The 24,889-nt window shown below is 30.3% G+C and carries 24 protein-coding genes and 1 tRNA gene; 15 read left to right on the forward strand and 10 right to left on the reverse strand.

Annotated features, from left to right (window positions below):
• The first annotated feature begins 28 nt into the window (after nucleotides 1-28).
• On the forward strand, nucleotides 29-2,242 hold the full coding sequence (locus tag AC5SL4_RS03365) for a lytic transglycosylase domain-containing protein (RefSeq protein WP_494587598.1): 2,214 nt from the start codon (nucleotides 29-31) through the stop codon (nucleotides 2,240-2,242).
• On the opposite strand, the gene AC5SL4_RS03370 is transcribed toward AC5SL4_RS03365, so the two are convergent.
• Nucleotides 2,243-2,334: transfer RNA gene (locus AC5SL4_RS03370), tRNA-Ser, on the reverse strand. It abuts the gene before it with no gap.
• Nucleotides 2,335-2,402: 68 nt separating this feature from the next.
• Here AC5SL4_RS03370 and AC5SL4_RS03375 point away from each other — a divergent pair.
• From AC5SL4_RS03375 to AC5SL4_RS03405, 7 genes are read left to right on the forward strand one after another with little or no spacing between them, the layout of a single operon-like run.
• Complete coding sequence (locus AC5SL4_RS03375) at nucleotides 2,403-3,656, forward strand: sarcosine oxidase subunit beta family protein (RefSeq protein ID WP_006996862.1); 1,254 nt, start codon at nucleotides 2,403-2,405, stop codon at nucleotides 3,654-3,656.
• Entirely contained in the window at nucleotides 3,656-3,931 is a 276-nt protein-coding gene (locus AC5SL4_RS03380; RefSeq protein ID WP_006996861.1) for a sarcosine oxidase subunit delta, read from the forward strand. Before AC5SL4_RS03375 ends, AC5SL4_RS03380 begins: the two co-directional genes overlap by 1 nt.
• 4 nt (nucleotides 3,932-3,935) lie before the next feature.
• Complete coding sequence (locus AC5SL4_RS03385; protein ID WP_494587599.1) at nucleotides 3,936-6,944, forward strand: sarcosine oxidase subunit alpha family protein; 3,009 nt, start codon at nucleotides 3,936-3,938, stop codon at nucleotides 6,942-6,944.
• The gene (locus AC5SL4_RS03390) at nucleotides 6,937-7,500 is read left to right on the forward strand and encodes a sarcosine oxidase subunit gamma (protein ID WP_006996859.1); all 564 of its coding nucleotides are present in this window, start codon (nucleotides 6,937-6,939) and stop codon (nucleotides 7,498-7,500) included. Before AC5SL4_RS03385 ends, AC5SL4_RS03390 begins: the two co-directional genes overlap by 8 nt.
• Before the next feature lie 36 nt (nucleotides 7,501-7,536).
• Entirely contained in the window at nucleotides 7,537-8,304 is a 768-nt protein-coding gene (locus AC5SL4_RS03395; protein WP_020169467.1) for a transporter substrate-binding domain-containing protein, read from the forward strand.
• A 40-nt stretch (nucleotides 8,305-8,344) separates the two neighbouring features.
• Complete coding sequence (locus AC5SL4_RS03400; protein WP_006996857.1) at nucleotides 8,345-9,085, forward strand: amino acid ABC transporter permease; 741 nt, start codon at nucleotides 8,345-8,347, stop codon at nucleotides 9,083-9,085.
• Nucleotides 9,085-9,348: a GNAT family N-acetyltransferase gene (locus AC5SL4_RS03405; protein ID WP_006996856.1), complete on the forward strand. Its 264-nt coding sequence runs from the start codon at nucleotides 9,085-9,087 to the stop codon at nucleotides 9,346-9,348. Before AC5SL4_RS03400 ends, AC5SL4_RS03405 begins: the two co-directional genes overlap by 1 nt.
• 39 nt (nucleotides 9,349-9,387) lie before the next feature.
• Here AC5SL4_RS03405 and AC5SL4_RS03410 read toward each other — a convergent pair whose 3' ends face one another.
• From AC5SL4_RS03410 to gatC, 7 genes are read right to left on the reverse strand one after another with little or no spacing between them, the layout of a single operon-like run.
• Entirely contained in the window at nucleotides 9,388-9,873 is a 486-nt protein-coding gene (locus tag AC5SL4_RS03410; protein WP_494587600.1) for a thermonuclease family protein, read from the reverse strand.
• Nucleotides 9,836-11,206: an MATE family efflux transporter gene (locus AC5SL4_RS03415; protein WP_494587601.1), complete on the reverse strand. Its 1,371-nt coding sequence runs from the start codon at nucleotides 11,204-11,206 to the stop codon at nucleotides 9,836-9,838. The genes AC5SL4_RS03410 and AC5SL4_RS03415 overlap by 38 nt, the downstream gene beginning before the upstream one ends.
• Nucleotides 11,207-11,215: 9 nt before the next feature.
• Nucleotides 11,216-12,121 (reverse strand): oxygen-dependent tRNA uridine(34) hydroxylase TrhO, encoded by a 906-nt coding sequence (trhO, locus tag AC5SL4_RS03420; protein ID WP_494587602.1) that lies wholly within the window; start codon nucleotides 12,119-12,121, stop codon nucleotides 11,216-11,218.
• Nucleotides 12,121-12,771, reverse strand: coding sequence for an O-methyltransferase (locus tag AC5SL4_RS03425; RefSeq protein WP_494587603.1), 651 nt, complete (start codon nucleotides 12,769-12,771; stop codon nucleotides 12,121-12,123). Before AC5SL4_RS03425 ends, trhO begins: the two co-directional genes overlap by 1 nt.
• 36 nt (nucleotides 12,772-12,807) lie before the next feature.
• On the reverse strand, nucleotides 12,808-14,286 hold the full coding sequence (gatB, locus tag AC5SL4_RS03430) for an Asp-tRNA(Asn)/Glu-tRNA(Gln) amidotransferase subunit GatB (protein ID WP_494587604.1): 1,479 nt from the start codon (nucleotides 14,284-14,286) through the stop codon (nucleotides 12,808-12,810).
• Nucleotides 14,287-15,744, reverse strand: coding sequence for an Asp-tRNA(Asn)/Glu-tRNA(Gln) amidotransferase subunit GatA (gatA, locus tag AC5SL4_RS03435; protein WP_011282145.1), 1,458 nt, complete (start codon nucleotides 15,742-15,744; stop codon nucleotides 14,287-14,289). It abuts the gene before it with no gap.
• Nucleotides 15,744-16,031 (reverse strand): Asp-tRNA(Asn)/Glu-tRNA(Gln) amidotransferase subunit GatC, encoded by a 288-nt coding sequence (gene gatC, locus AC5SL4_RS03440; protein WP_006996849.1) that lies wholly within the window; start codon nucleotides 16,029-16,031, stop codon nucleotides 15,744-15,746. The genes gatA and gatC overlap by 1 nt, the downstream gene beginning before the upstream one ends.
• A 51-nt stretch (nucleotides 16,032-16,082) precedes the next feature.
• On the opposite strand from gatC, the gene ruvX reads away from it, so the two are divergent.
• Genes ruvX through AC5SL4_RS03475 form a run of 7 tightly spaced genes read left to right on the forward strand, consistent with a single transcriptional unit; the run spans nucleotide 16,083 to nucleotide 22,779 of the window.
• A complete protein-coding gene (gene ruvX, locus AC5SL4_RS03445; RefSeq protein ID WP_006996848.1) occupies nucleotides 16,083-16,538 on the forward strand; it encodes a Holliday junction resolvase RuvX in 456 nt (151 codons plus the stop codon).
• Nucleotides 16,539-16,580: 42 nt separating this feature from the next.
• The gene (locus AC5SL4_RS03450) at nucleotides 16,581-17,522 is read left to right on the forward strand and encodes an aspartate carbamoyltransferase catalytic subunit (protein ID WP_271479697.1); all 942 of its coding nucleotides are present in this window, start codon (nucleotides 16,581-16,583) and stop codon (nucleotides 17,520-17,522) included.
• Nucleotides 17,523-18,809 (forward strand): dihydroorotase, encoded by a 1,287-nt coding sequence (gene pyrC / locus AC5SL4_RS03455; protein WP_271479699.1) that lies wholly within the window; start codon nucleotides 17,523-17,525, stop codon nucleotides 18,807-18,809.
• Nucleotides 18,810-18,811: 2 nt separating this feature from the next.
• Nucleotides 18,812-19,387, forward strand: coding sequence for a glycerol-3-phosphate 1-O-acyltransferase PlsY (plsY, locus tag AC5SL4_RS03460; protein ID WP_018414163.1), 576 nt, complete (start codon nucleotides 18,812-18,814; stop codon nucleotides 19,385-19,387).
• Between the two features lie 37 nt (nucleotides 19,388-19,424).
• Nucleotides 19,425-22,016 carry a type I DNA topoisomerase gene (gene topA, locus AC5SL4_RS03465; protein ID WP_494587605.1) on the forward strand — a complete coding sequence of 864 codons (2,592 nt, stop codon included), beginning with the start codon at nucleotides 19,425-19,427 and terminating at the stop codon, nucleotides 22,014-22,016.
• Nucleotides 22,013-22,315, forward strand: a complete 303-nt coding sequence (locus AC5SL4_RS03470; RefSeq protein ID WP_271563429.1) for a hypothetical protein — start codon at nucleotides 22,013-22,015, stop codon at nucleotides 22,313-22,315. Before topA ends, AC5SL4_RS03470 begins: the two co-directional genes overlap by 4 nt.
• 2 nt (nucleotides 22,316-22,317) lie before the next feature.
• Entirely contained in the window at nucleotides 22,318-22,779 is a 462-nt protein-coding gene (locus tag AC5SL4_RS03475) for a RidA family protein (RefSeq protein ID WP_271563427.1), read from the forward strand.
• On the opposite strand, the gene AC5SL4_RS03480 is transcribed toward AC5SL4_RS03475, so the two are convergent.
• Both AC5SL4_RS03480 and AC5SL4_RS03485 read right to left on the reverse strand, forming a co-directional pair.
• Entirely contained in the window at nucleotides 22,776-24,074 is a 1,299-nt protein-coding gene (locus tag AC5SL4_RS03480; RefSeq protein WP_494587606.1) for a UDP-glucose dehydrogenase family protein, read from the reverse strand. The genes AC5SL4_RS03475 and AC5SL4_RS03480 overlap by 4 nt on opposite strands.
• On the reverse strand, nucleotides 24,071-24,886 hold the full coding sequence (locus AC5SL4_RS03485; RefSeq protein WP_494587607.1) for a sugar phosphate nucleotidyltransferase: 816 nt from the start codon (nucleotides 24,884-24,886) through the stop codon (nucleotides 24,071-24,073). The genes AC5SL4_RS03480 and AC5SL4_RS03485 overlap by 4 nt, the downstream gene beginning before the upstream one ends.
• Nucleotides 24,887-24,889 lie beyond the last annotated feature (3 nt).

Here is a 24,889-nt window from a genome sequence, read left to right on the forward strand (position 1 = left end):
ATAGTTTAAAGATTCATTTAGTAAATTTATGCCCAGAAAGATAATTTTTTTTATAAAATCACTATTATTAAGTTTGGTAATTATAGGGAATATATTTGCTGCTGAAATATCAATAATTCCTTTAAAAAAACCTATTTTAGATGAAGAAGTTAAGAGGCAAAAGATATCTCAAGGGATCCTTAAACCTAAACCTAAACCATCACAAAAAAAAAAAGAAGTCAAAATCGTAACAGTCAAAAAAAATAAAAAAAAAATTAATTTTCTCATTCCTAAAAGTAAGCCATTAATAGTTAAAAGTGAAAAATCTGAAGTTCAAAAAAGATCAAAATACTACAGCCAAAAAGACTATGATATTGCAAAAAAATCTATCCAGGCAATGGGAAAAAGTCAATGGACAACTGCATTGAAAAATTCAAAAAATGCTAAAGATAAATCCATATATAATTTTATACAATGGAGACATTTATTAACAACAGGAAACCAAGCTACGTTTTATGACTACATGACTTTTATACAAAACAATAAACACTACCCAAGAATAAGTAGAATAAAATATTTAGCAGAACAAAAACTTTCAACGGATAAAATTTCTCCTAAAAAAATTATTAATTGGTTTGGAGTTGATGAGCCCTTAAGTGGCTATGGTATGCTGGTATTAGGTGAAAGCTTTATACAAACTGGAGATAATGAAAAAGGAATTGCTTTAATTAAGAGAGGCTGGATTACAGCAGAACTTTCTAGAGCTAGCATGAAATCTTTAAGTAAAAAATATAGAAAATATTTAGACTCAAAAGATTATATAAATAGAGCTGATTATTTAGCATGGGAAAATAAATATTGGGATTTAAAAAGAATGCTTCCTTATTTACCTAAAGATTATCAACTACTTTATACAGCTAGACAAATTTTGATGAGTAAATCTTATGGTGTTGACCAGGCAATAAAAAATGTTCCACAAAAATTCAAAAATGATGCTGGTCTAAATCATGACCGACTTAAATGGAGAAGAAAAAGGGGCAGAATTGATAGTTCACTTGAAATATTGTCTTCAATTAAAAATAATAAAGATTATCTAGTGAGACCAGATAAATGGTGGGTTGAGAGAGCAATCATGTCACGAGCTCTTATTTATAAAAACAAATATGAGACGGCTTATAAAGTTGCTAGCCAACACTCACTAGATAAAGGATCAGAGTTTGCTGAGGCTGAATGGTTGAGTGGTTGGATTGCATTAAGTTTTTTAAATGACCCTATTTTAGCAGTTGACCATTTCAATAACTTTTATCAAAACGTTAGCTACCCTATAAGTTTGGCAAGAGGCGCTTATTGGCTTGGTAGATCTTATGAAAAAATTGGTGATAAACGACAATCAGAAGATTGGTATCGTGAAGCAACAAAATATCTAACAACTTACTATGGTCAATTAGCCTTTTTAAAAATCAACCCTAGTCAAAATTTTGAACTTGAAGAACAAGCTGATGTTGAAGATGACTATCGAAAATATTTTTACAATAAAGAGCTTGTAAAAATTACACATCTTTTAAATGAATTAAATAAAGATAAATATACCAAAAATATACTGAGACATTTGGCTAATGACAATATTGCAAGTGGAAGTGAGATTTTAGCAGCTGAACTTGCTACAAATATATCAAGATACGATTTTGCGATCCAAGTGTCAAAGTTAGCCTCATATGAAAAAAGATTTCATAATACTTTTAATTATCCAATTATAAGTGTCCCGCAGTATGTTAATGGTAGAAAAATACCAGAAACAGCATTTATACTTTCTCTTATAAGACAAGAAAGTGAGTTTGATATGAGAGCAAACAGTCATGTTGGTGCACAAGGATTAATGCAAATAATGCCCTATACAGCTAAGCTAGTTGCTAAACAAGCAAAGCTACCATATTCAAAATCAAGGTTAACTTCTGATCCTGAATACAATATTAATCTAGGTTCTCATTATATAGCTGGTTTAATTTTACAATATGATGGTGCCTACCCTTTTGCTACCGCCGCATATAATGCCGGTCCTAAAAGAGTTAAACACTGGAAAAAAATAAACAAAGATCCTCAAAAAAAACAAATTGATTTTGTAGACTGGGTTGAATTAATTCCATTTAAAGAAACTCGTAACTATGTTCAACGTGTTATGGAAAATTACAACGTTTACAGATATATCTTGGAAAAAAAGCCTATTAAAATGAAAGACTTTTTTAAGGATCAGCCTTTATTTTAATGGCGGAAGAGGAGGGATTCGAACCCTCGGTACAAGTTTCCCCGCACGGTCATTTAGCAAACGACTGGTTTCAGCCTCTCACCCACTCTTCCACTGCGACATTGATATAACCGATTGTATTGAATATTCAATATTTATAAAGTAATTCTTGAATAATATTATGAAAAATAAGTATTCAATATTCTCATTAGTCAAAAATGCTTTTTCCTATCATGAAAATTGGCAAAAAGCCTGGAAAGATCCCACTGTAAAAAAAGAATATGATGCGGTTATTATTGGTGGTGGTGGTCATGGTTTGGCAACTGCTTACTATTTAGCAAAAAAACATAATATGACAAATATTGCAGTAGTAGAAAAAGGCTGGATTGGTGGTGGTAATACAGGAAGAAATACTACGATTATAAGATCTAATTATTTATGGGATGCTAGTGCTGGTCTTTATGATCATGCTTTAAAATTGTGGGAAGGTTTATCTCAAGAAATAAATTACAATGTAATGTTTAGTCAAAGAGGTGTGATGAATCTTGCACATAACTTACAGGATGTTAGAGATTTAAAAAGACGAACACATGCTAATAGATTAAATGGCATAGACGCAGTTTACTTAAGCACAGAAGAAGTCAAAAAATTTTGCCCTATTATTAATACCTCACAAGATATTCGATATCCTGTACTGGGTGGAACTTTACAAAGAAGAGCTGGTACCGCAAGGCATGATGCTGTTGCTTGGGGGTATGCTAGAGGTGCAGATGAAATGGGTGTAGATATAATTCAAAATTGTGAAGTTAAAGGAATTAAAAGAAATGGTGATGAAGTAGAAGGTATTGAAACAACCAAAGGTTTTATAAAAACTAAAAAAGTTGGAGTAGTTGCTGCTGGTCATTCAAGTGTGCTAGCAAACATGGCAGGTTTAAGATTACCTTTAGAAAGTAAACCTCTTCAAGCTCTAGTTTCAGAACCAGTTAAACCTATTATTGATACAGTAGTGATGTCTAACGCTGTACATGCATATGTTAGTCAGTCTGACAAAGGTGAGCTAGTAATAGGTGCAGGCACTGATGATTATGTTTCCTATTCACAAAAAGGTAGTCACGATATTGTTGAGGGAACATTAAATGCAATCTTAGAACTTTACCCAATTTTTAGTAGAATGAGAATGCTTCGACAATGGGGTGGAATTGTAGATATCTGCCCAGATGCTAGTCCTATTATTAGTAAAACGACGATAAAAGGTTTGTACTTTAATTGTGGTTGGGGAACTGGTGGATTTAAAGCAACACCTGGATCAGGTGATTTATTTGCTCACACAATCGCAAATGATGAACCGCACAAACTAAATGCTGCATTTAATTTAAATAGGTTTATCAGTGGAGACCTTGTTGATGAACATGGTGCAGCGGCGGTAGCTCATTAATGTTTTTAATTACTTGTCCTTTTTGTGGTGAACGAGAACAAAGTGAATTTAAAGCTGGTGGTGAAGCTCACATTGAAAGACCTAAACAACCCACGGAATTAAGTGATGATGAATGGGCAGAATACTTATTTATGAGAAAAAACATTAAAGGAATTCAATTTGAAAGATGGAACCATGCTCACGGATGTAGAAAGTGGTTTAACATGGTGAGGGATACTTCAAATGACCAAATTAAAGCTGTTTATAAAATGGGTGAAAAACCTCCTATAAAATAATTTAATGCTAAAAAATTTAAGAGTTACAACTAGTAAATATATTGATGAAACTTCCAGAGTTTCTTTTAAATTCAATGGAAAATCTTATTTTGGATACAAAGGTGATACCCTTGCCTCAGCTTTGCTAGCTAATGGGATTCATTTAGTAGGAAGAAGTTTTAAATATCATAGGCCACGAGGAATAATGACTTCAGGATCTGAAGAACCTAATGCAATTGTACAAGTTAATAACAACACAGCACTAACAGAACCCAATGTTAGAGCAACCGAACTAGAAATCTATCATGGGCTTGAGGCAAACAGTCAAAACTGTTGGCCTAGTGTTGACTTTGATATTGGAGGTATAAATAATTTCTTATCCCCACTTCTACCTGCTGGTTTTTATTATAAAACATTTATGTGGCCTGCTAATTTTTGGGAAAAGTATGAATATGTTATAAGACATTCAGCAGGACTAGGAAAATCTCCAACAGTTCCTGACCCTGACATATATGATCATAAATACATTCACTGTGATGTTTTGGTTATTGGAGCTGGTATTAGTGGAATTATAGCCGCAAAAACTGCTGCAAAAAATAATCTTAAAACATTATTACTTGATGAAAAAAATGAAATCGGAGGATCTACAATTTTCCAAAATTCAGATCATGTAAAAATAAACGATCAAAATTCTTCTGTTTGGTTAGAAAATGAAATTAATGAATTAAGAAATATTGAAAACCTAGAAGTTAAAACAAGAACTAGTGTTGCTGCTTATCATGGATATAACTATTTATTAGCTAGAGAAAATTTAACTGATCACCTTCCTAAAAATGAAAAAAATAAAGAAGTAAGACAAAGATTATTAAAAATTAGAGCTAAAAAGGTTATTGTTGCTACTGGTTCTTTAGAAAGACCTCTGGTATTTAATAATAACGATAGACCTGGTATTATGCTTTCATCTGCAGTTAAAAAGTATGCAGATTATTATGGTGTTGCAACTGGTCAAAAAAATATATTTCTTACTAATAATGACACAGCTTATGAAAGTGCAATTTCATTACAAAAAAAAGGTATTAAAGTTGAAGCAATCATAGATATTAGAAAGCAATCTAAAACTGCATTTACTAAAGAAGCTGACGATTTAGGGATTAAAGTTTATAGATCACACACAGTTGTAAATACTGAGGGTTATAAAAGAATTAATAAAATTACAATAATGGAATTGTCAGAAGATGGTCAATCTTTTGCAAATCCAGAAAAAATAGAACTTGATTGTGATTGCCTAGCAACTGCAGGTGGATGGACGCCAGCCGTTCATTTGTTTACTCAATCAGGAGGTAAATTAAAATTTAGAGAAAAAGATCAAGTATTTATTCCTGATATATATTCATCAGCTCAAATTAGCATTGGTTCTTGTAATGGTGATTTTGATTTAGATGATGTTATAAAAAATTCTACAAAATCTTTAAAAGAATTTTTAAATATAAATGAAACTGAATTTGACAATTTAGAAATAAATTGTCCTAAAGATAATGAGATTAGAAATATTTGGCTACTTCCATCCGATAAAGTTTTAGGAAAAACAAAACCTTTCGTAGATTATCAAAATGATGCAACTGCAAAAGATATAAAACTTGCTCTAAGAGAAGGTTTTAGATCGATTGAACATGTAAAAAGATATACAACAACTGGAATGGGTACCGATCAAGGAAAGCTTGGTAATATGCATGCCCTTGGTATTATTGCAGAAACTGCAGGTGTTAAGATGGGTGAGCTTGGAACTACAACGTTTAGACCTCCTTACACTCCATTAACATTTGGAACAATTGTTGGACGAAATGTTGGTGAATATTTTGATACATTTAGAAGAACGCCAATGAATGACTGGCACATAGAAAATAAAGCTGAATTTGAAAATGTTGGTCAGTGGAAAAGAGCTTGGTACTATCCAAAAAATAATGAAACAATGCATGAGGCCGTTCAAAGGGAAAGTAAAGCTGCAAGAAATAGCGCTGGTATATTAGATGCTTCAACTCTTGGTAAAATTGATATTCAAGGAACGGATGCTTCAGAATTTTTAAACAGAGTTTATACAAATGCTTGGTCAAAACTTGCCATTGGAAAATGTCGTTATGGTTTAATGCTTAATGAAGATGGTATGGTTTACGATGATGGGGTCACAACTAGACTTGATGAAAATCATTATATTATGACCACAACAACAGGTGGTGCTGCAAACGTATTAGGAAAACTAGAAGATTACCTACAAACTGAATGGCCTGAACTAGATGTGTATTTGTCATCTGTAACGGATCATTATGCAACAGCTAGCATCTGTGGGCCTAATAGTAAAAAAATTCTTAATAAATTAATACCTGATCTTGATCTTTCAGATGAAAGCTTTCCACACATGTCATTCAAAAATGTAAAAATTGGTAATATTAAATGTAGAATTATGCGTATTAGTTTTACAGGTGAACATAGTTATGAAATTAATATCCAAGCTAACTATGGTGAAGACTTATGGAAAAAATGCATGGAAGCAGGTAAAGAATTTAACATCACTCCTTATGGCACTGAGACAATGCACTTATTAAGAGCAGAAAAAGGATTTATTATTGTTGGCCAAGATACAGATGCAACAATGACTCCTATAGATTTACAAATGGATTGGATTGTTAGTAAAAAAAAATATGACTTTATTGGTAAAAGATCTCTTTATAGGTCTGACACCATGAAAGAAGATAGAAAACAATTAGTAGGTTTACTGACAGATAATCCAAGTGAAGTTTTAGAAGAAGGAGCTCAGATAGTTGCTGACACTAGTTTAAAACCAGTTGAAATGCTAGGTCATGTAACTTCAAGTTACTATAGCCCTAATTTAAATAAATCAATTGCCCTAGCAGTAGTTAGAGGTGGAAAAAATATGCTAGGTCAAAAATTATTTATCCCAATGGAAAATAAAAATATTAATGTGACGATTGTTGATCCTGTTTTTTTTGACAAAGAAAATTTGAGGTTAAATGCTTAATTATAAAACTTCTATTAAAGGGGATATAACATATTCTGATTTAGAAATTAAAGAAATCAAACCTATTATGAAATTAATCATAAGAGGTAAAACAAAAGATTTTATTACTGCAGTAGGTAAAAATCTTAATATGGTTTTACCCACTGAGGCTAATACGTCTACATCAGCAGAGAAATTAACTGCATTTTGGTTAAGTCCCGATGAATGGATGTTAATATCAAATGAAACTGTGAGTGAGGAAAGTAACACTTATCAAGTTGAAGATGAATTAATTAAAAATATATCTAAAGTTAAATTGGGCGCTGTAACTGATGTTAGCGACCAATTTGTAATGTTAAATATCAAAGGTGGTAAGGTTTTTGATTTATTTGCTACAGGTTCCCCTTTCAATTTTAATGATTTTAAAACAAAAAAAGGACCAGTTGTTCAAACAATATTATCTCATATTGATGTAATTATTCATCATAAAGAGATTAATGAGGTAAATTTATTTGTTAGAAGGTCTTTTTCTGAGCATTTACACTCTTGGTTGAGTGATAGTGCGTCAAGGTTATAAGCTTATATTTATTAAAATTATTGTTATATAAAGTTTATGAAAAAAATACTTCTTGTGGTGCTATTAGCACTTTTACCCTTCTCTCTTAACGCAGAATCAAAACTTGAACAGATTTTATCCTCTGGTGAGTTAAAAGTTGGAACAACAGGCGACTGGGATCCAATGACCATGAAAGATCCTGCTACAAATAAATATAAGGGATTTGATATTGATGTCATGCAAGAATTAGCAAAAGATATGGGTGTGAAAATTACCTTTGTACCAACTGAATGGAAAACAATTGTTTCAGGAATTACCGCAGGAAGATATGATATTTCCACAAGTGTCACTAAAACTCCAAAAAGAGCAGAAGTTGCTGGATTTACAGATTCTTATTACAAGTATGGAACTGTTCCATTGGTACTTAAAAAGAATTTAAAAAAATATTCAACATGGAAATCTTTAAACAATAAAGATGTAACGATTGCTACAACACTTGGGACTTCTCAAGAGGAAAAAGCTAAAGAGTTCTTTCCTTTGTCTAAATTACAATCAGTTGAGTCACCTGCAAGAGACTTTCAAGAAGTATTAGCTGGAAGAGCTGATGGAAACATTACAAGTTCAACAGAGGCTAATAAATTAGTTGTCAAGTACCCTCAATTAGCAATTGTTCCTGATGGAGAAAAAAATCCTGCCTTTTTAGCAATGATGGTTAGTAAAAATGATCAAGTTTGGAATGATTATGTAAATGAGTGGATCAAAAGTAAAAAATCCTCTGGTTTCTTTAATAAACTACTCGCTAAATATAATTTAAAAAGCTTATAAAAAATTAGATATTAATCTCTAATTCATTATAACTTTAAGAGTGAAAAATTTACTTTTTTTACTTTTAATTTTACCCCTTACCTCTTGTAGTGGTCAGGAATTGGGTTGGTTTATTCTCTCACCTAACAATGTTGAAGGTTTAACAAACCTAAAATTTTTATTAAGTGGTTTAACTACAACTATTTATATTTCAGTAGTATCTATAATTATATCTGCAATTTTAGGGTTTATCGTTGCAATTCCTTCTTTAGCTAAGAATAAATTTTTAACATACATAAATATTGGATATGTGGAAATTGTTAGAGCAATACCGTTACTTGTTTTAATATTATGGATTTATTATGGTTTACCTATAATGACTGGATTAAGTTTCAGTCCATTTGTGTCTGGAATAATTGCGCTGGCAATAAGTGAAAGTGCTTTTCAAGCAGAAATTTTTAGAGCAGGAATAAACTCAATTAAAAAATCACAATGGGAAGCAGGCTCATCACTGGGTTTAACTTTTTATAAAAGGTTAAGATTAGTAATTCTTCCACAAGCAATTAAAAATATCCTTCCTGCATTAGGCAACCAGTTTGTATATGTATTAAAAATGTCTTCATTGGTATCAATTATAGGTATTGGTGACTTAACAAGAAAAGCAAATGAATTAGTTGTGTCAACCTATAGACCATTAGAAATTTATACATTTTTAATCTTGGAATATTTAATTTTGATATTAATTGTTTCTTTCATAGTAAGAAAATTTGAAAAAAAACTTAAACAAGATGGTAATAATTAATGAGTAATTTAGACTATGATGTTGAACTAAATGATGGTGTTATTACTTTTAAAAACATTAATACTACACTTGGTTTTGTTCGGTATAATGAGACAGCCGAAGTGGAGTATATTTTTGTTAACCCCATGTTTAGACGTCAAGGACTTGCTAAAAAACTATTAAGTATCGTTGAGGAAAAAACTAAAATCAAACCCACACCTCAAGACCCAATCAGTCCTTTAGGTGAAAAGCTCTTTAAAATTAATAAACAAGAGATTAACTAGAATTTTGGAGCACCTGTTAACAGAACTACCCTATTAGCTTTAATTTTTCTTAGATTTTCTGTAATCCCAAGGATAATCAAATTCCATAGACCACATACCTATTTTATTAATTCTTGCATAATCTTCATCAGATACAAATTTTTTTGAATACCTTCTATAGGCAAATGCATAGCCACTTCTAACTAAATAACTTGATAAGCTTTCGTTATTAACAAAACATTCAGCCAGTGTTCTTTTGTATTGATCTTTTCCTTCACTAATACATTCAACGCTATTGTTTGAAATTTTATCAATAAGGATTTGTTTTGCTGTAATTCCACAAGAATCCTTAGCTCCTTCGTTAAGGCAAGTTTGTTTTAATTCAGGTGTATCTATCCCTGTAAATCTAATTTTTTCTCCATTAAGATGAATTGTGTCTCCATCTACAATTTTGATTGTTTGAGATTTGACTTGGTTAATAGTTAAAATAAATATTAGTACTGAGACACTAATAAGAAAAATGACTTTTTTTTTGTTTAAAAACATTATTTAAAAAATATCCAATAAAGATGATTACCGCAATACCCATAAACCAATTGGTTGCCATGATGGTATAAAAAATATCCGCATAATCTCCTCCTCTAATATTAATTACATACCATAATGATAAGAACGGAAATGCAGTTAACCTTAGAACGCTTAAGTAAAGACTATAAATTGGTTTTTTAAGTGCCTGAAAGACTGCTGTTGTAATAAAGAATACTGGGTAAATAGGAGCTATTAATGCAGCAACTTTTAAATATATAGCACCATGATAAATAGCTTCTACATTATCTGTAAACTGAGATACAAAAAACTCTGCACCGAAGAATAAAACCACACCTGCTACGGCCATAAACGATGATCCAAAAAATAATGCCTTAGTATAAAGCTCTCTAATACGGTTATAATTTTTAGCACCAAAGTTTTGTCCACCGATAGAAAGTACTGCTGTATTTAAACCAATTACTGGAAGTAAGAAGACTTGCTCAACTCTTAAAGCTGCACCATAGCCTGCTGTTGCAAGATCACCAAATTGTCCAATAAAATATAATATGTTAAAAATACCTACTCCAATAAACAACATACTAATCATAATTGGCATTGCTTGTGCGAACAATTCTTTAAGAAGAATAAACTTAGGAATAAAGCATTTAATAGATAAATACTTTCTTAATTTACATGAGTTAATTTTATAGGCTAAATAAATAGTACCAATAGATTGAGCGATAACAGTTGCTATTGCAAGGCCACCTATACCATAAGCTGGAACAATTCCGTATCCCCAGATAAATAATGGGTTTAAAAAAATATTTAAAAAGAAGCTAAAGATAAGAACATTTCTATAACTTTTAGTATCTCCCTGTGCATTTAAAGCTCCATTTAAAGAGATTTGGATCATAACTATAAATGTTCCATAAAAAATTATATCTAAATACTCTCTAGTTAAAGCGATACCAGCAGTATCAGAGCCCATAACACTCAAGAGAAAATTAGAGGCGTTTAATCCAAATAAAGTAACTACAATAGAAGTAACCAATGAAAAAATTACTGATTGAGCAATAAATAGTGAAGCTTTATTAATTTTTTTAGCACCTAATAAATTGCCAATACATGAGTTCGTTGCAGCTCCAATACCAACACCAACAGCAATGATAACAAAATATATGGGAAATGACTTAGCAATAGCACCTATAGCTTCTGCAGAAATTCTACCCGCAAACCATGTATCAACTAAATTATAAAATGTTTGAAATAATGAACCAACACTTGCTGGGATAGTTACTTTTCTAAGTAATTCCCAAATTGGATCTTTAGTTAAATTAATGGCTTTGGACAATTATTTTTCCTATTTAAATTCTTTTTGAAATATATGCTTCGATCCAGTCTTTTTAGCAAGGTTTATTTGCTTTTGTCTCATTCGAAATCTCTCTTTTTGAGTTTGAGTTAAATTATCATGACAGTTTACGCATGAAACACCCTCCTCATATTTTTTAGACTTCTTATCTTTTGGTGAAACCGGTTTTCTACATCCACTACACATTGAGTATGTGCCAGTTATTAATCCATGTTTAACACTGATTCTGTTATCAAAGACAAAACATTCCCCATTCCATAAACTTTCCTTTTTCTTAATATTTTTTAAATAATTTAAAATTCCACCTTTTAACTGATAAACATTTTTAAAACCTTTTTTTTCTAAAAATACTGAAGCTTTCTCACATCTTATTCCACCAGTACAAAACATTGCAATTGGTTTTGTTTTTTTTAGTTTATTCAGGTATTTTGGAAATTCTCTAAAATTAGCAACATCAGGATTAACTGATCTTTTAAAGGTACCCACATTATATTCAAATGGTTTTCTTGAATCTAAAACTAATGTGTCTTTATCATTAATTAACTTATTCCATTTTTTAGGATCTATATGATTATTTTTCTTATTTTTTGATGACAAAGAAAGACCCATGGGAACTACTTCTTTTTTAATTTTTACTTTTGGCTTATGAAATGGTTGAAATTTACTTTTTGAAATATTTTCACTATCAAACTTTTTAAAATTCAATATCTTTTTAATCTTGGTGATAGTTGACTTTAGATCGTTAGCATTTCCTGAGATTGTTGCATTTACTCCTTCATTAGCTATAATTATTGTTCCTCGAATATTTTTTTTAATCAAATAATCCTGTAGTAAAATCTTATTTTTTTTTAAAGAAGTGAGTTTTTTAAATTTGTAAAAACCAAAAACATCAAACATTATATCACTCTACAAACAGTCATACCGTCACCTAAAGGGACAATGATTTGTTCCACTCTTTTATCGTTTGCAACATAAGTATTAAAATCTCTAATATTTACAGTGAATTTATCTAAATTATCTTCATCAGCGACCTCACCATGCCATAAAACATTGTCTACAATAATCAATCCTCCTTTATCTAATAACTTCAGTGATCTTTCATAATATTCTTTATAATTTATTTTATCGGCATCAATAAAAACCATATCAAATTTACTATTCTTTAATTCATCTAAACTATCTAATGCAGGCTTAACAATTGTTTGAATTTTATTATTAAGATTAGCTTTTTTAAAAAAATTTACTGCAATCTTGTTGGTTTCTTTGTCTTTATCTAGCGCTATAAGTTTGCCATCATCTGGTAGTGCTAAAGCTATTGAAAGTGCACTTAACCCAGTAAAAGTACCAATTTCAAGTACATTTTTAATGTTAGAGGTTTTTATAATTAAATGAAGAAAATGACATTGAGATGTTGCAACTTGCATTCTCTTAACATCCCCAAGTGTATTATTGTATTCGATTATTTCTTGCTGGATGGGATTTAACTTTAAACTAAAATTATTTATATATTTTTCAAGCTTTTCAGTAATTCTAATTGCTTTACCCATGGTATTTTAAGTCCTTTGTGTCTACCTATTTTAAGACTATTGAAGTTTTTTCTTTAATATTTCATTTATTAGTTGTGGATTAGCTTTACCACCTGAAACTTTCATTGCTTGACCTACAAAGAAACCAAATAGCTTTTCTTTACCATTCTTATATTCAATAGCTTTTTCTCTATTAGTATCAATTATTTTATCTATTAACGCCTCTAAAGCTTTAGGGTCACTTTCCTGTTTTAAACTTTTTTCTTCAACAATTATTTGAGGATCTATGTCTCCATCAATCATCAATTCAAATATTGTTTTAGCTATTTTTCCAGAAATTGTTCCATTCTTAATTAGATTAATTAACTTTGCTAAATTTTTGGCACTTACTGGGCTTTCAGATATTTCTAAATTTTTATTATTTAAAACAGCAAATAATTCACCTGTAATCCAGTTAACTGCTAACTTCATATCTTTGTTTTTGCCCATTTTAGCAACTACCTCTTCAAAATATTTAGCTGTTTCAATATCTGATACTAAAATTGTTGCTTCGTAAGCAGAGACTTTAAACTCATCAATAAATCTTTTTTTCTTATCGTCTGGTAATTCTGGGATATCTGCTTTAAGTTTTTCAATAAATTCATCTGTTACTTCTAATGGTAATAGGTCTGGATCTGGAAAATATCGATAATCATGAGCATCTTCTTTAGATCTCATAGATCTTGTTTCATTTTTTTTAGTATCAAATAATCTTGTTTCTTGATCAATTGTTTTACCATCTTCAATTAAATCAACTTGTCTATTAGCTTCATAATCAATAGCCATTTGCATAAATTTAATTGAGTTAACATTTTTAATCTCACAACGAGTTCCAAGTTTATCAGAACCTTTAATTCTAACAGAAATATTGACATCAGCTCTTAAAGAGCCTTCCTGCATATTTCCATCACACGTACCAAGGTATCTCATAATAGATCTTAATTTTTTAATATAAGCACTAACTTCATCTGGAGTTCTCATGTCTGGTTTGCTAACAATTTCCATCAAAGCTACACCAGATCTATTTAAGTCAACCAATGTATTTTGTGGGTCCATATCATGAATACTTTTTCCAGCATCTTGTTCTAGGTGTAATCTTTCAATCCCTACTTCTTTTTGGCCATGTGCCATATCAAGAATAACTGTTCCCTCTCCTACTATTGGATACTTAAACTGTGAGATCTGATAACCTTGTGGAAGATCTGCATAAAAATAATTTTTTCTATCAAAAACTGATCTTTTATTAATTTGAGCTCTTAAACCTATGCCCGTTTTAATTGCCTGTTTTACACAGTACTCATTAATAACTGGAAGCATTCCTGGAAATGCAGCATCCACTAAACTTACTTGTGTATTAGGTTCAGCACCAAAGGTAGTTGATGAAGATGAAAATAATTTAGAATTCGATGTAACTTGAGCATGAACTTCAAGGCCGATTACTACTTCATAAACATTATCTTGTCTTTCAATTAAATATTCTGAATTATCTTTAGTCATCTATTTAATCCACCAGTCAGTAATTTTATTTTTAAACTGAATTTTCTCTTCCATAGCATAAGCAATGTTTAAAATATTTTGTTCATCAAAAGCTTTACCAATAATTTGTAGTCCCAATGGATAACCTTTAACATCTATTCCTGCTGGAATTGAAATTGCTGGTAATCCAGCTAAATTCACTGGAACTGTAAATATATCATTTAAATACATTGAAACTGGGTCATTAGTTTTTTCACCAATTTTAAAAGCAGCACTTGGTGTTGATGGGGTTAAAATTGCATCAACTTTTTTATAAGCTTCATCAAAATCGTTTTTTATTAATTTCCTAACTTTTTGAGCCTTTAGATAATAAGCATCATAATAACCAGAGGACAAAACATAAGTCCCAATCATTATTCTTCTTTGAACTTCGCTACCAAAACCTTCAGATCTTGTCTTTTCATACATATCAATAAGGTTTTCACCTTTAGATCTAAAACCATACTTAACACCATCATATCTTGCTAAGTTTGAAGAAGCTTCCGCAGGGGCCACTATATAATAAGTAGGTAGAGCATAGTTTGTATGAGGTAATGAAATTTCTACAATTTCAGCACCACAATCTTTTGCATACTCAATGCCCTTCGTCCATAAATCCTCTATTTCTTTTGGCATTCCATCAACTCTATATTCTTTAGGAATTCCAATTTTCTTACCTTTAATATTATTTGTTAATTCTTTACTGTATTCATTTCTTTTAAAATCAATTGATGTTGAGTCTTTTTCATCATAAGTACTAATTATTTCTTGAAGCAATGCGCAATCTTTTACATCTTTAGACATTGGTCCTGCTTGATCTAATGAAGATGCAAAAGCAACAATTCCATATCGTGAACAACTTCCATAAGTAGGCTTTAATCCAACGGTACCTGTAAATGAAGCAGGTTGTCTAATAGAGCCACCTGTATCAGTTCCAATTGTAATAGGCGTTAAATTAGCTGCTAGAGCTGATGCAGAGCCTCCTGAAGAGCCACCTGGTACTAAACCTTTGTCTATTGGACTTTGTACATTTCCAAAAAAACTAGTTTCATTAGATGAGCCCATTGCAAATTCATCACAATTTAACTTACCAAGTAATATCGCACCTTCATTCCAAATATTTTGAGTAACAGTAGACTCGTATGGTGGAATAAAATTATTTAAAATTTTACTACCTGCTGTAGTTTTAACATCTTTGGTACAAAACAAATCCTTAACAGCTATTGGAACACCCGGAAGTTTTAAATCAAAATTTGGTTTTTGATCAAAACTTTTAGCTTTCAAAAGTGCATTAGAAAAATCTTCTGTTATGTATGTATTTAAATCTCTAGATTTTTCTCCTCTATCAATAAAAGCTTTTGTAGTTTCTTCAGAAGAAATCTTTTTATCTTTAATATTTTTAACTAATTCAGTTAAAGTGAGTGATGTAATATCAGACATTATTCAACAACCCTTGGTACTACAAAAAAATCTTCATTTTCCTCTGGTGAGTTTTTTAATATTTGATCTCTAATATTTTCACTTTTAACCTCGTCGGCTCTTAATTTTAATGTGGTCTCTGCAACAGAAGTTAAAGGCTCAATATTATCAGTATTGAGTTCATTTAATTTTTCAATAAAATCAAATATAGAGTTAAGATCTCCAGCTAATTTATTAGCTTTTGCATCATCAACTGAGATTCTTGATAATTTAGATATATGCTTTATTGTTTTAAGATCAATTGTCATGTGGTAATTAAATATGTCGGCAAACTATCACTTAAGTATAAAATATACAATATGATCACAATTGAAGATTTTAAAATAAAACACACAAATAAGGTGAGATTTATTGGTTTAGATTTAGGGTCTAAAAGAATTGGCGTCTCAATTTGTGATGAAAGACAATCCATAGCCACACCCTTTAAAACCATAAACAAAACCAACACAAACGAACTAATTGATGAACTTAAGATAATAATTAAAGATAATAATATTGGTGGAATAATTGTAGGGAACCCAGTTAATATGGATGGCAGTCTAGGTAGATCCGCTCAATCAGTTAATGATGTTGCATCAAATATATCAAAATCTATAGACCTACCAGTAATTTTGTGGGATGAGAGACTTTCAACAGTTGGAGCATTTAATCTATCGAGTTTATTAGACGTTAACGTTTCAAAAAGAGTTAAAACAATTGATCAAAATGCTGCGGCCTTTATTTTACAAGGGGCAATAGACTTTTTAAATAATTAATACTTGCCATAGTGATGGTTAATAGTTATAGAGTTAATTTTAATGGCAACCAAAATAAATAAAGCTATTAAAATCTCTCAAAAACACCTCCTAGGGATTCAAGATCTATCAATTAATGATGTTAATTTTATTTTAGAAGAAGCTAAAAGTTTCATCAAATTAAATCAAAGTAAAAACAAAAGATTAAATGTCTTAAGTGGTAAAACTCAAATTAATTTGTTTTTTGAACCTTCAACAAGAACACAGAGTTCATTTGAATTAGCTGGAAAAAGATTAGGTGCAGATGTTATGTCAATGAATATGGCAAATTCAGCTATTAAGAAAGGTGAAACACTAATAGATACCGCAATGACTTTAAATGCAATGCATCCTGATATAATTGTAATTAGACACCAAGATTCAGGAGCGTGTAATCTTTTATCACAAAAAGTAAATTGTGCAGTGCTTAATGCTGGAGATGGAAGCCGTGAACACCCTACTCAAGCTTTACTAGATGCTTTAACAATTATAAATCGAAAAAAGAAAATTGAAGGTTTGAGAGTTGCGATTTGTGGTGACATAACTCATTCACGTGTTGCAAGATCAAATATTTATCTTTTAAATATGTTGGGTGCAGAAGTTAACATTATTGCACCATCAAATTTAATGCCAAAAGAAATAGAAAAGTTTGGGGTTAATACATTTACAGATATGAAAAAAGGTTTGAAAGATTGTGATATTGTAATGATGTTAAGGTTACAAAATGAAAGGATGACTAGTTCTTTCTTGTCTTCTAATAGAGAGTACTATGAATATTATGGACTAACTCCAGATAAGCTTGCTTATGCGAAAGATGATGCTTTAATTATGCATCCAGGCCCTATGAATAGAGGGATCGAAATTGACACTAAATTAGCAGATGACATTAACAGAAGCGTAATTAAGGAACAGGTTGAACTAGGTGTTGCAGTAAGAATGGCTTGTTTAAAAATATTTTGTGAATAAATGAAAAAACAATACTTTATAAATGCAAATATAATTGACCCTTATAACTCTATCAATGAGAATGGCGGATTAATTATTGGAGAAGATGGCTTTATTGAAGCTGTTGGTAAAAAAGTAAATATTAATAACATTCCTTCAAGAGAAAAAGTAATAGATTTAAATGGCAAATATATATTCCCAGGTCTAGTTGATATGCGTGTCTTTGCAGGTGAGCCTGGTTATGAATATAAAGAAAATTTTAGAACGCTAAGTAATGCAGCTCTTGCAGGAGGTGTTACTTCAGTTGTTACTATGCCAAATACAGATCCAATTATTGATAACGTTTCAATAGTAGATTTTTTAAAAAGACGTGGAAGAGATAAATCTAAAATTAATGTTTTTCCAAGTGCAGCCCTTACCAAAAATATTGAAGGAACTACCATGACTGAATTTGGTCTACTTCAAAGCAGAGGAATAATTGGATTTACTGATGGAGTTAAAACAATTCAAAATACTAGATTAATGTCACGTATAATGAATTCAGCTAAAGACTTGGGCACACTAATCATGCAACATGCTGAAGATTATGATTTATCCAAAAATGGAATGATTAATTCTGGAATTATTGCAACTAAACTTGGATTATCTGGAATTCCTGCTGTTGCTGAAAGAATAATTATTGAAAGAGATTTAACGTTACTTGAAAACATTAAATGCAGATATCACATATCACAGATTTCAGCTGCTAAATCAGTAGAAATTATCGAGGAAAGAAAAAATAAAGTTAAATTTACGACAGGTGTATCTATAAATAATCTTTCTTTAAATGAAAATGATATAGGAGATTTTAGAACTTTTTTAAAATTATCACCGCCATTAAGAACTGAAGAAGATAGAATTGCTCTAGTACAAGGACTAAAAGATGAAACAATCGACGTTATTGTATCTGATCACAAACCAGAAGACGAAGAGCAAAAAAGATTAACATTTGCACAAGCGTCTACAGGGGCCTCTGGAATAGAAACGCTTTTATCATTAAGTCTAGAATTATATCACAATGGCTCTGTTAAATTAGAAACTATCATTAAAGCTTTAACATCAAACCCTGCAAAAATTTTAAAAATTGATAAGGGTAATCTTTCAGTGGGCAATGAAGCAGATTTTTGCATTGTTGATATTGATAAACCATGGGTTGTCAAAAAAGATAAGCTTGTCTCCAAATCAAAAAATACCTCTATTGAAGACAAAAAACTCCAAGGAAAAGTCACTAATACATTTGTAAAAGGTGAAGAATTATTTAAGTTATAATAATGGAATATTTAATTGTTGCATTAAGCTCATATTTATTAGGATCAATACCCTTTGGTTTTATACTTACAAAAATATTTTTAAAAAAAGATATTAGAGATATTGGCTCAGGAAACATTGGAGCTACAAACGCTCTTAGAACAGGTAATAAAACATTAGGCTACGCAACTTTACTACTAGATATAACAAAAGCTGTATTGCCTGTATTATATGTAAAATTTAATTATCCTGATTTTATCTTTATTGCATCATTAAGTGCATTTTTAGGTCATGTTTTTCCAATATGGCTTAAGTTTAGAGGAGGCAAAGGTGTTGCAACATATGTTGGAATATTATTTTCGATAAACATAGTTTTGGGTTTAGTATTTATTATTAGTTGGGCTGTTACATTTCTTATTTCAAAATACTCATCACTTTCATCACTAGTTGGTAGTTTAATGGTGCCAATGTATTTAATAATTTTTGAAAATTATAATTCAATATTTTTCATAATAATGTTTGTGCTTATATTCTACACGCACAGAGAAAACGTCAAACGATTGAAAAACAAAGAAGAAACAAAGACTAAAATTTATTGATTTGACTATCTAAGTCTTTTAAGTAATTTGTTTAGTAATGAATCTTGTAGTCGTAGAAAGTCCAGCTAAAGCTAAAACTATCAACAAATATCTTGGTGATGAATATATTGTTTTAGCGAGTTATGGTCATATTAGAGACCTTCCCTCAAAAAATGGCTCTGTTGATCCAGAAAATAATTTTAAAATGGAATGGGAAGTGGATAGTTTTTCTAAAAAATATCTTAAAGAAATTACAGATGCAGCTAAGATTTCATCAAAAATCATATTAGCAACTGACCCAGACAGAGAGGGAGAAGCAATTGCTTGGCATGTAAAAGAATATTTAAATGAAAAAAAATTAATTAAAGACAAGCATATAGAAAGAGTTGTTTTTAATGAAATTACAAAAAAAGCTGTTATTCATGGAATTGAAAATCCTCGACAAATAGAGCCATTACTTGTTGATGCCTATATGGCTAGAAGAGCCTTAGACTATTTAGTTGGCTTTAATATATCACCAATTTTGTGGACAAAGTTACCAGGTTCTAAATCTGCAGGTCGTGTTCAGTCAGTTGCCTTAAAATTAATTACAGAACGAGAACATGAAATAGAGCTTTTTGATCCTGAGGAATTTTGGACTTTAGGTATTCAATTCAACGATAGTGATAAAAATTCTATATTAGCAAGTATCACTCAATTGAATGATAAAAAAATTGAAAAATTTTCTTTTAAAAATAAAGCTGAAATTGATAAAGCAATGGAAGAGGTTAAATCTAAGAATTTCAATATAAATGACATCTCTAGTAAAGTAGTTAATAGAAACCCTTCTGGCCCTTTTACTACCTCCACATTACAGCAAGTTTCTTCTGGTAGGTTAGGATTTGGAGCGTCACGTACAATGCAAATAGCTCAAAAACTTTATCAAGGTATAGAAATTGACGGTGAAACTATTGGTCTTATCACGTATATGCGAACAGATGGCACTAACCTGTCCACAGACGCTATAGATACTTTTAGAAAATATATAAAAAATGAATTTGGTGATGAATATGTTCCAGATAACGCTGCAAGTTACTCAGGGAAAAAAGCTAAAAATGCTCAAGAGGCACATGAAGCAATTAGACCCACAGATATAATGCGAGCACCTGATACAGTTAAAAAATACCTAAGTCCAGATCAGCATAAATTATATGATTTAATTTGGAGTAGAGCCCTATCCTCTCAAATGAAACCCGCTCAATTTGATAGAAATACTATAACGATATCTTCGGATGATAATGGAACAATTTGTAAAGCTAGTGGATCTGTTATTAAATTTGATGGCTTTTTAAAAGTTATGAAAGATACTAAAAAAGATGATGATGAAGATATCCTTCCTGAAATGAACAAGGGTCCAGTTAATATAGAATCTCTATTAGATGAACAGCATTTTACACAGCCACCACCAAGATACTCAGAAGCAAGTTTAGTTAAAAAATTAGAAGAATTAGGTATTGGAAGACCTTCAACATATGCAAGTATAATATCTGTTATATCTACTAGAGGATATGCGGAAACAATTAATAAAAGATTTCATCCAACTGATCGTGGTAAATTAATTTCTGCTTTTCTTGAAAAGCTTTTCTCTAAATATGTTGATTATAATTTCACAGCAAGTTTAGAAAATCAACTTGATGATATTACTACCGGGAAGGAAGGATGGATAAAAGTTCTAGAGTTATTTTGGAAAGACTTTAATCAAAACGTATCTGACGTTAAAGAGAAAAGAACTAGGGAGGTTTTAGATCTATTAAACGATAGTCTAGGAAGTTTAATTTTTGAAAGAGATGCAGATGGAAATATTAATAGACATTGCAAGTTATGTGAAAGTGGATCATTAAGTTTAAAAAATAGTTTTAGAGGTGGTGCTTTTATTGGTTGCTCAAATTATCCAGATTGTAAATTTACCAGACCCCTGTCTAAAGCAAAAGCAGCTGCTCAATCTCAATTAGCTGAACCAAAATTTATAGGTAAACATGAAAATGGAAATGACATGTACCTTAAAAATGGAAGGTTTGGTCCCTACTTACAGTATGAAAAAATTGAGGAAATAAAAGAAGAGGTTATAATTGAAACAAAAAAGAAAAAGAAATCAAAAAAAAAGAAGATAGAAAAAGAAGATAATAATTTAAGAAATGTCTCAATACCTAAAGGAATTACATTAGATAGCGTGGATCTTGATAGAGCTAAATTTTTATGCTCATTACCAAAAAGTTTAGGCATTAACCCTGAAAATCAAAAAGATATAATATTAAACTCAGGAAGATTTGGCCCATATTTGAAATGTGAAAACAAATCAGCAAGAATTGAAAATGTTGAGGAGATCTTCTCAATTGGGCTTAATAGAGCAATAACTCTAATAGCGGAGGCTAAACCTGGTAGAATGTCTGCATCAATTATAAAAGATCTAGGAGAACACCCTGAAGACAAAAAACCTGTTAGAGTAATGAAAGGACAATATGGACCTTATATTAAATACAAATCTCTTAATGCAACAATTCCAGAGGAAAAAGACCCTTTAGAACTTAATATGGAAGAAGCTTTAATATTAATTGAGAAAAGAAAAGAATACGATAAAAATAAAAAAGTTAAAAAAAAGAAAAAGAAATGAAAAAGATAATATTTATAACATTAATTACATCGGCACTTATGTCTAATGCTATGGCTGAAAAAAATGATTGTAATCAATTTGAAAAGGTTAGTGCCAAATACATAGAGTGTTCAGCAAAAAATCTAAAAGAAAAATCTTCAGAACTTAAATTAAAAGCAACGGTTGGAGCTGAAGAACTTAAAGATAAAATAACTACTAATGCTAAGAGTGGAAAAAAGAAATTTGACAAACTTAATTTAAAAGAAAAACTTGTTAAATTTAAAAACAGTAAAACATTAACTGAATTTATGGAGAAATAATCATGTCATATGAAGATAAAATAAAAGAATTAAAGTTAGAACTGCCAGAAGCAAGAGATCCTGTTGGATCATATCTTGCATCAAAACAAATTGGTAAAATGTTATTTATCTCAGGACAAATTTCTACTGCAGCAAATGGAGAATTAATCAAAGGTAAAATTGGTAAGGATCTAAAAACTGAAGATGGATATGAAGCAGCTAAACGTTGTGGTCTAAACATAATATCTCAAGTTAAAAAAGCTTGTGGTAATGATCTTTCAAAAGTAAAATCTTGCATAAAGCTTACGGGATTTGTTAATTCAACAGAAGATTTTATAGAACAACCAAAAGTAATAAATGGTGCGTCAGATTTAATAGTTTCAGTTTTTGGAGACTTTGGAATGCATACAAGAGCGGCTGTTAGTACAAACAGTTTGCCCCTTGGTGTATCCGTTGAAGTTGATGCTATTTTTGAATTAAATTAATTTCCAATACTAAAATATTTAATTTTATTTTCTTTCATTTTATCAACTGAGTAAATATTTCTCATATCAAAAATTGAGAATTTTTTATTTTTCACATCTTTTTTAAAATTAATATTTTTAAAATCATTCCATTCTGTGTGAATAATAATTAAATCTGATTTTTTAATAGCGGCTTTTATATTGTTTGAAAAAACAACATTCTTAATTTTTTTAAATTCTAACTTTTCTCCAGTGGGGTCAAAATAATTAATTTTTGCACCTTTTTTTGATAATGCAGGGATCATGGATAAACTTGAAGAGTCCCTCATATCATCAGTATTTGCCTTAAATGTAACTCCCAAGAAACAAATACTTTTATTTTTTACTTTATTTTTCAAAATATCAAAAACTCTTTTCAGCATTAATGACGATCTATTTTCATTTGATTTAATAACACTTTTAATAACTGTTAAATTGGTTTTAAATTTATCAGCAGTGGCTATAATAGCTTTAGTATCTTTTGGAAAGCAAGATCCACCATAAGCAGGACCCGCTCTTAAAAAACGACTACCAATTCTTTTATCAAGACCTATGCCAATAGAGATATCTTCAATATTGACATTAATTTTCTCACACAAATTAGCCATTTCATTAATAAAAGTAATTTTTGTTGCCAAAAAAGCGTTAGAAGAATATTTTATTAATTCTGCTGCCCTTCTAGAAGTATTAATATATTTAGCACCTCTAGATGTTAATGGTGTGTAAAGATTTTTTAAAACATTATTAGTTTTTGTATTGTGTGCCCCTATGATAATTCTATCTGGTTTATAAAAATCTCTTATTGCCTCACCTTCCCGCAGAAATTCAGGATTTGAAACCACTGAAAAAAGTTTTTTTGATACTTTTTTTGAAATAATCTTTTCTATTTCGTCTCCAGTTGTCATAGGTACAGTAGATTTAGTTATAATAATTTTAAATCTTTTAATAGATTTGCTAATTTCTTTTGCAACATTGTATACCTGACTTAAATCAGCATTATTTCCATTTTTTTTAGTGGGTGTGCCAACGCAAATAAAAATAATATCTGACTTTGAAATTGAGTCCTTTAAATTCGTAGAGAACTTTAAACGATTATTTTTATAATTTTTAATAACTAATTCTTCTAAACCAGGTTCGTATATAGGGATAATACCATTTTTTAAGTTTTCAATTTTATTTAAATCTTTATCAACACAAATAACATCATTTCCTAAATCGGAAAAACAAACGCCGCTTACTAAACCAACATATCCTGTTCCTATCATGCAAAGTTTCATTGTTTAGAAATCTCCAACGTTGATTTAATATAACCCTTCATTGTTCCACAATCTAAGTATTTACCTGAAAAATTGTGACCAATAAATTGATTATCATCTTCTATTAAAGCTTGGATAGCGTCAGTGATATGAAATTCACCACTTTTACCTGGTTTAAGAGATTTTAATTTAGAAAAAATTGTTTTAGGTAATATATATCTTCCTATTACAGCATAATTAGAAGGTGAAGTTTTTATAGAAGGTTTTTCAACAACATTATTTATAATAAAATTATTTTTATCAATTTTTTTTCTGATGTTGTAGATACCCCACCTAGATACATCATTTTTATTAACCTTCATACTTGCCATAACTGATGCTTTGAATTTATTATGCACAGCAATCATGGACTTAGAGCAGTTTTTTTTAATTATCAAATCATCAGGTAATAACATTAAAAAATATTTATCTGTAATAAATTTTTTAGTCTTGTAGACAGCATCACCAGTTCCTAATGGTTTGTCTTGAAAAACAAATTTAATCATTTTTTTATATTTGAGAATTTTATTATATTCTTTGATAATTTTTGGATCATTTTTTTTCTTGATAATATCTTTGTAAAATTTATCATTATAAAAATATTTCTTTATCATCAATTTTTTTTTAGAAATAATAAATACAATTTCCTTAATACCAGCCTCAATACATTCTTCGATAATATATTCTAAGCCTGGTTTTCCATTAATAGGTAGAAGCTCTTTAGCAAAAACACTTGTTAGTGGTAGTAGTCTAGTACCAAGACCAGCTAAAGGAATTATAGCTTGTTTAATCATATA

Source organism: Candidatus Pelagibacter sp. PS_02, from assembly GCF_059418065.1.

Excerpts from the sequence above, each read along its gene's own strand:
- AC5SL4_RS03390 (WP_006996859.1), top strand. The coding sequence starts at position 6,937 with ATGCTTAATTATAAAACTTCTATTAAAGGGGATATAACATATTCTGAT.
- gatC (WP_006996849.1), bottom strand. The coding sequence starts at position 16,031 with ATGACAATTGATCTTAAAACAATAAAGCATATATCTAAATTATCAAGA.
- AC5SL4_RS03365 (WP_494587598.1), top strand. The coding sequence starts at position 29 with ATGCCCAGAAAGATAATTTTTTTTATAAAATCACTATTATTAAGTTTG.
- trhO (WP_494587602.1), bottom strand. The coding sequence starts at position 12,121 with ATGTTTGATGTTTTTGGTTTTTACAAATTTAAAAAACTCACTTCTTTA.
- AC5SL4_RS03385 (WP_494587599.1), top strand. The coding sequence starts at position 3,936 with ATGCTAAAAAATTTAAGAGTTACAACTAGTAAATATATTGATGAAACT.
- gatA (WP_011282145.1), bottom strand. The coding sequence starts at position 15,744 with ATGTCTGATATTACATCACTCACTTTAACTGAATTAGTTAAAAATATT.
- AC5SL4_RS03450 (WP_271479697.1), top strand. The coding sequence starts at position 16,581 with ATGGCAACCAAAATAAATAAAGCTATTAAAATCTCTCAAAAACACCTC.
- AC5SL4_RS03395 (WP_020169467.1), top strand. The coding sequence starts at position 7,537 with ATGAAAAAAATACTTCTTGTGGTGCTATTAGCACTTTTACCCTTCTCT.
- AC5SL4_RS03380 (WP_006996861.1), top strand. The coding sequence starts at position 3,656 with ATGTTTTTAATTACTTGTCCTTTTTGTGGTGAACGAGAACAAAGTGAA.
- AC5SL4_RS03405 (WP_006996856.1), top strand. The coding sequence starts at position 9,085 with ATGAGTAATTTAGACTATGATGTTGAACTAAATGATGGTGTTATTACT.
- AC5SL4_RS03375 (WP_006996862.1), top strand. The coding sequence starts at position 2,403 with ATGAAAAATAAGTATTCAATATTCTCATTAGTCAAAAATGCTTTTTCC.
- topA (WP_494587605.1), top strand. The coding sequence starts at position 19,425 with ATGAATCTTGTAGTCGTAGAAAGTCCAGCTAAAGCTAAAACTATCAAC.
- plsY (WP_018414163.1), top strand. The coding sequence starts at position 18,812 with ATGGAATATTTAATTGTTGCATTAAGCTCATATTTATTAGGATCAATA.
- AC5SL4_RS03480 (WP_494587606.1), bottom strand. The coding sequence starts at position 24,074 with ATGAAACTTTGCATGATAGGAACAGGATATGTTGGTTTAGTAAGCGGC.
- AC5SL4_RS03410 (WP_494587600.1), bottom strand. The coding sequence starts at position 9,873 with ATGTTTTTAAACAAAAAAAAAGTCATTTTTCTTATTAGTGTCTCAGTA.
- ruvX (WP_006996848.1), top strand. The coding sequence starts at position 16,083 with ATGATCACAATTGAAGATTTTAAAATAAAACACACAAATAAGGTGAGA.
- AC5SL4_RS03470 (WP_271563429.1), top strand. The coding sequence starts at position 22,013 with ATGAAAAAGATAATATTTATAACATTAATTACATCGGCACTTATGTCT.
- AC5SL4_RS03485 (WP_494587607.1), bottom strand. The coding sequence starts at position 24,886 with ATGATTAAACAAGCTATAATTCCTTTAGCTGGTCTTGGTACTAGACTA.
- AC5SL4_RS03425 (WP_494587603.1), bottom strand. The coding sequence starts at position 12,771 with ATGGGTAAAGCAATTAGAATTACTGAAAAGCTTGAAAAATATATAAAT.
- AC5SL4_RS03475 (WP_271563427.1), top strand. The coding sequence starts at position 22,318 with ATGTCATATGAAGATAAAATAAAAGAATTAAAGTTAGAACTGCCAGAA.
- gatB (WP_494587604.1), bottom strand. The coding sequence starts at position 14,286 with ATGACTAAAGATAATTCAGAATATTTAATTGAAAGACAAGATAATGTT.
- pyrC (WP_271479699.1), top strand. The coding sequence starts at position 17,523 with ATGAAAAAACAATACTTTATAAATGCAAATATAATTGACCCTTATAAC.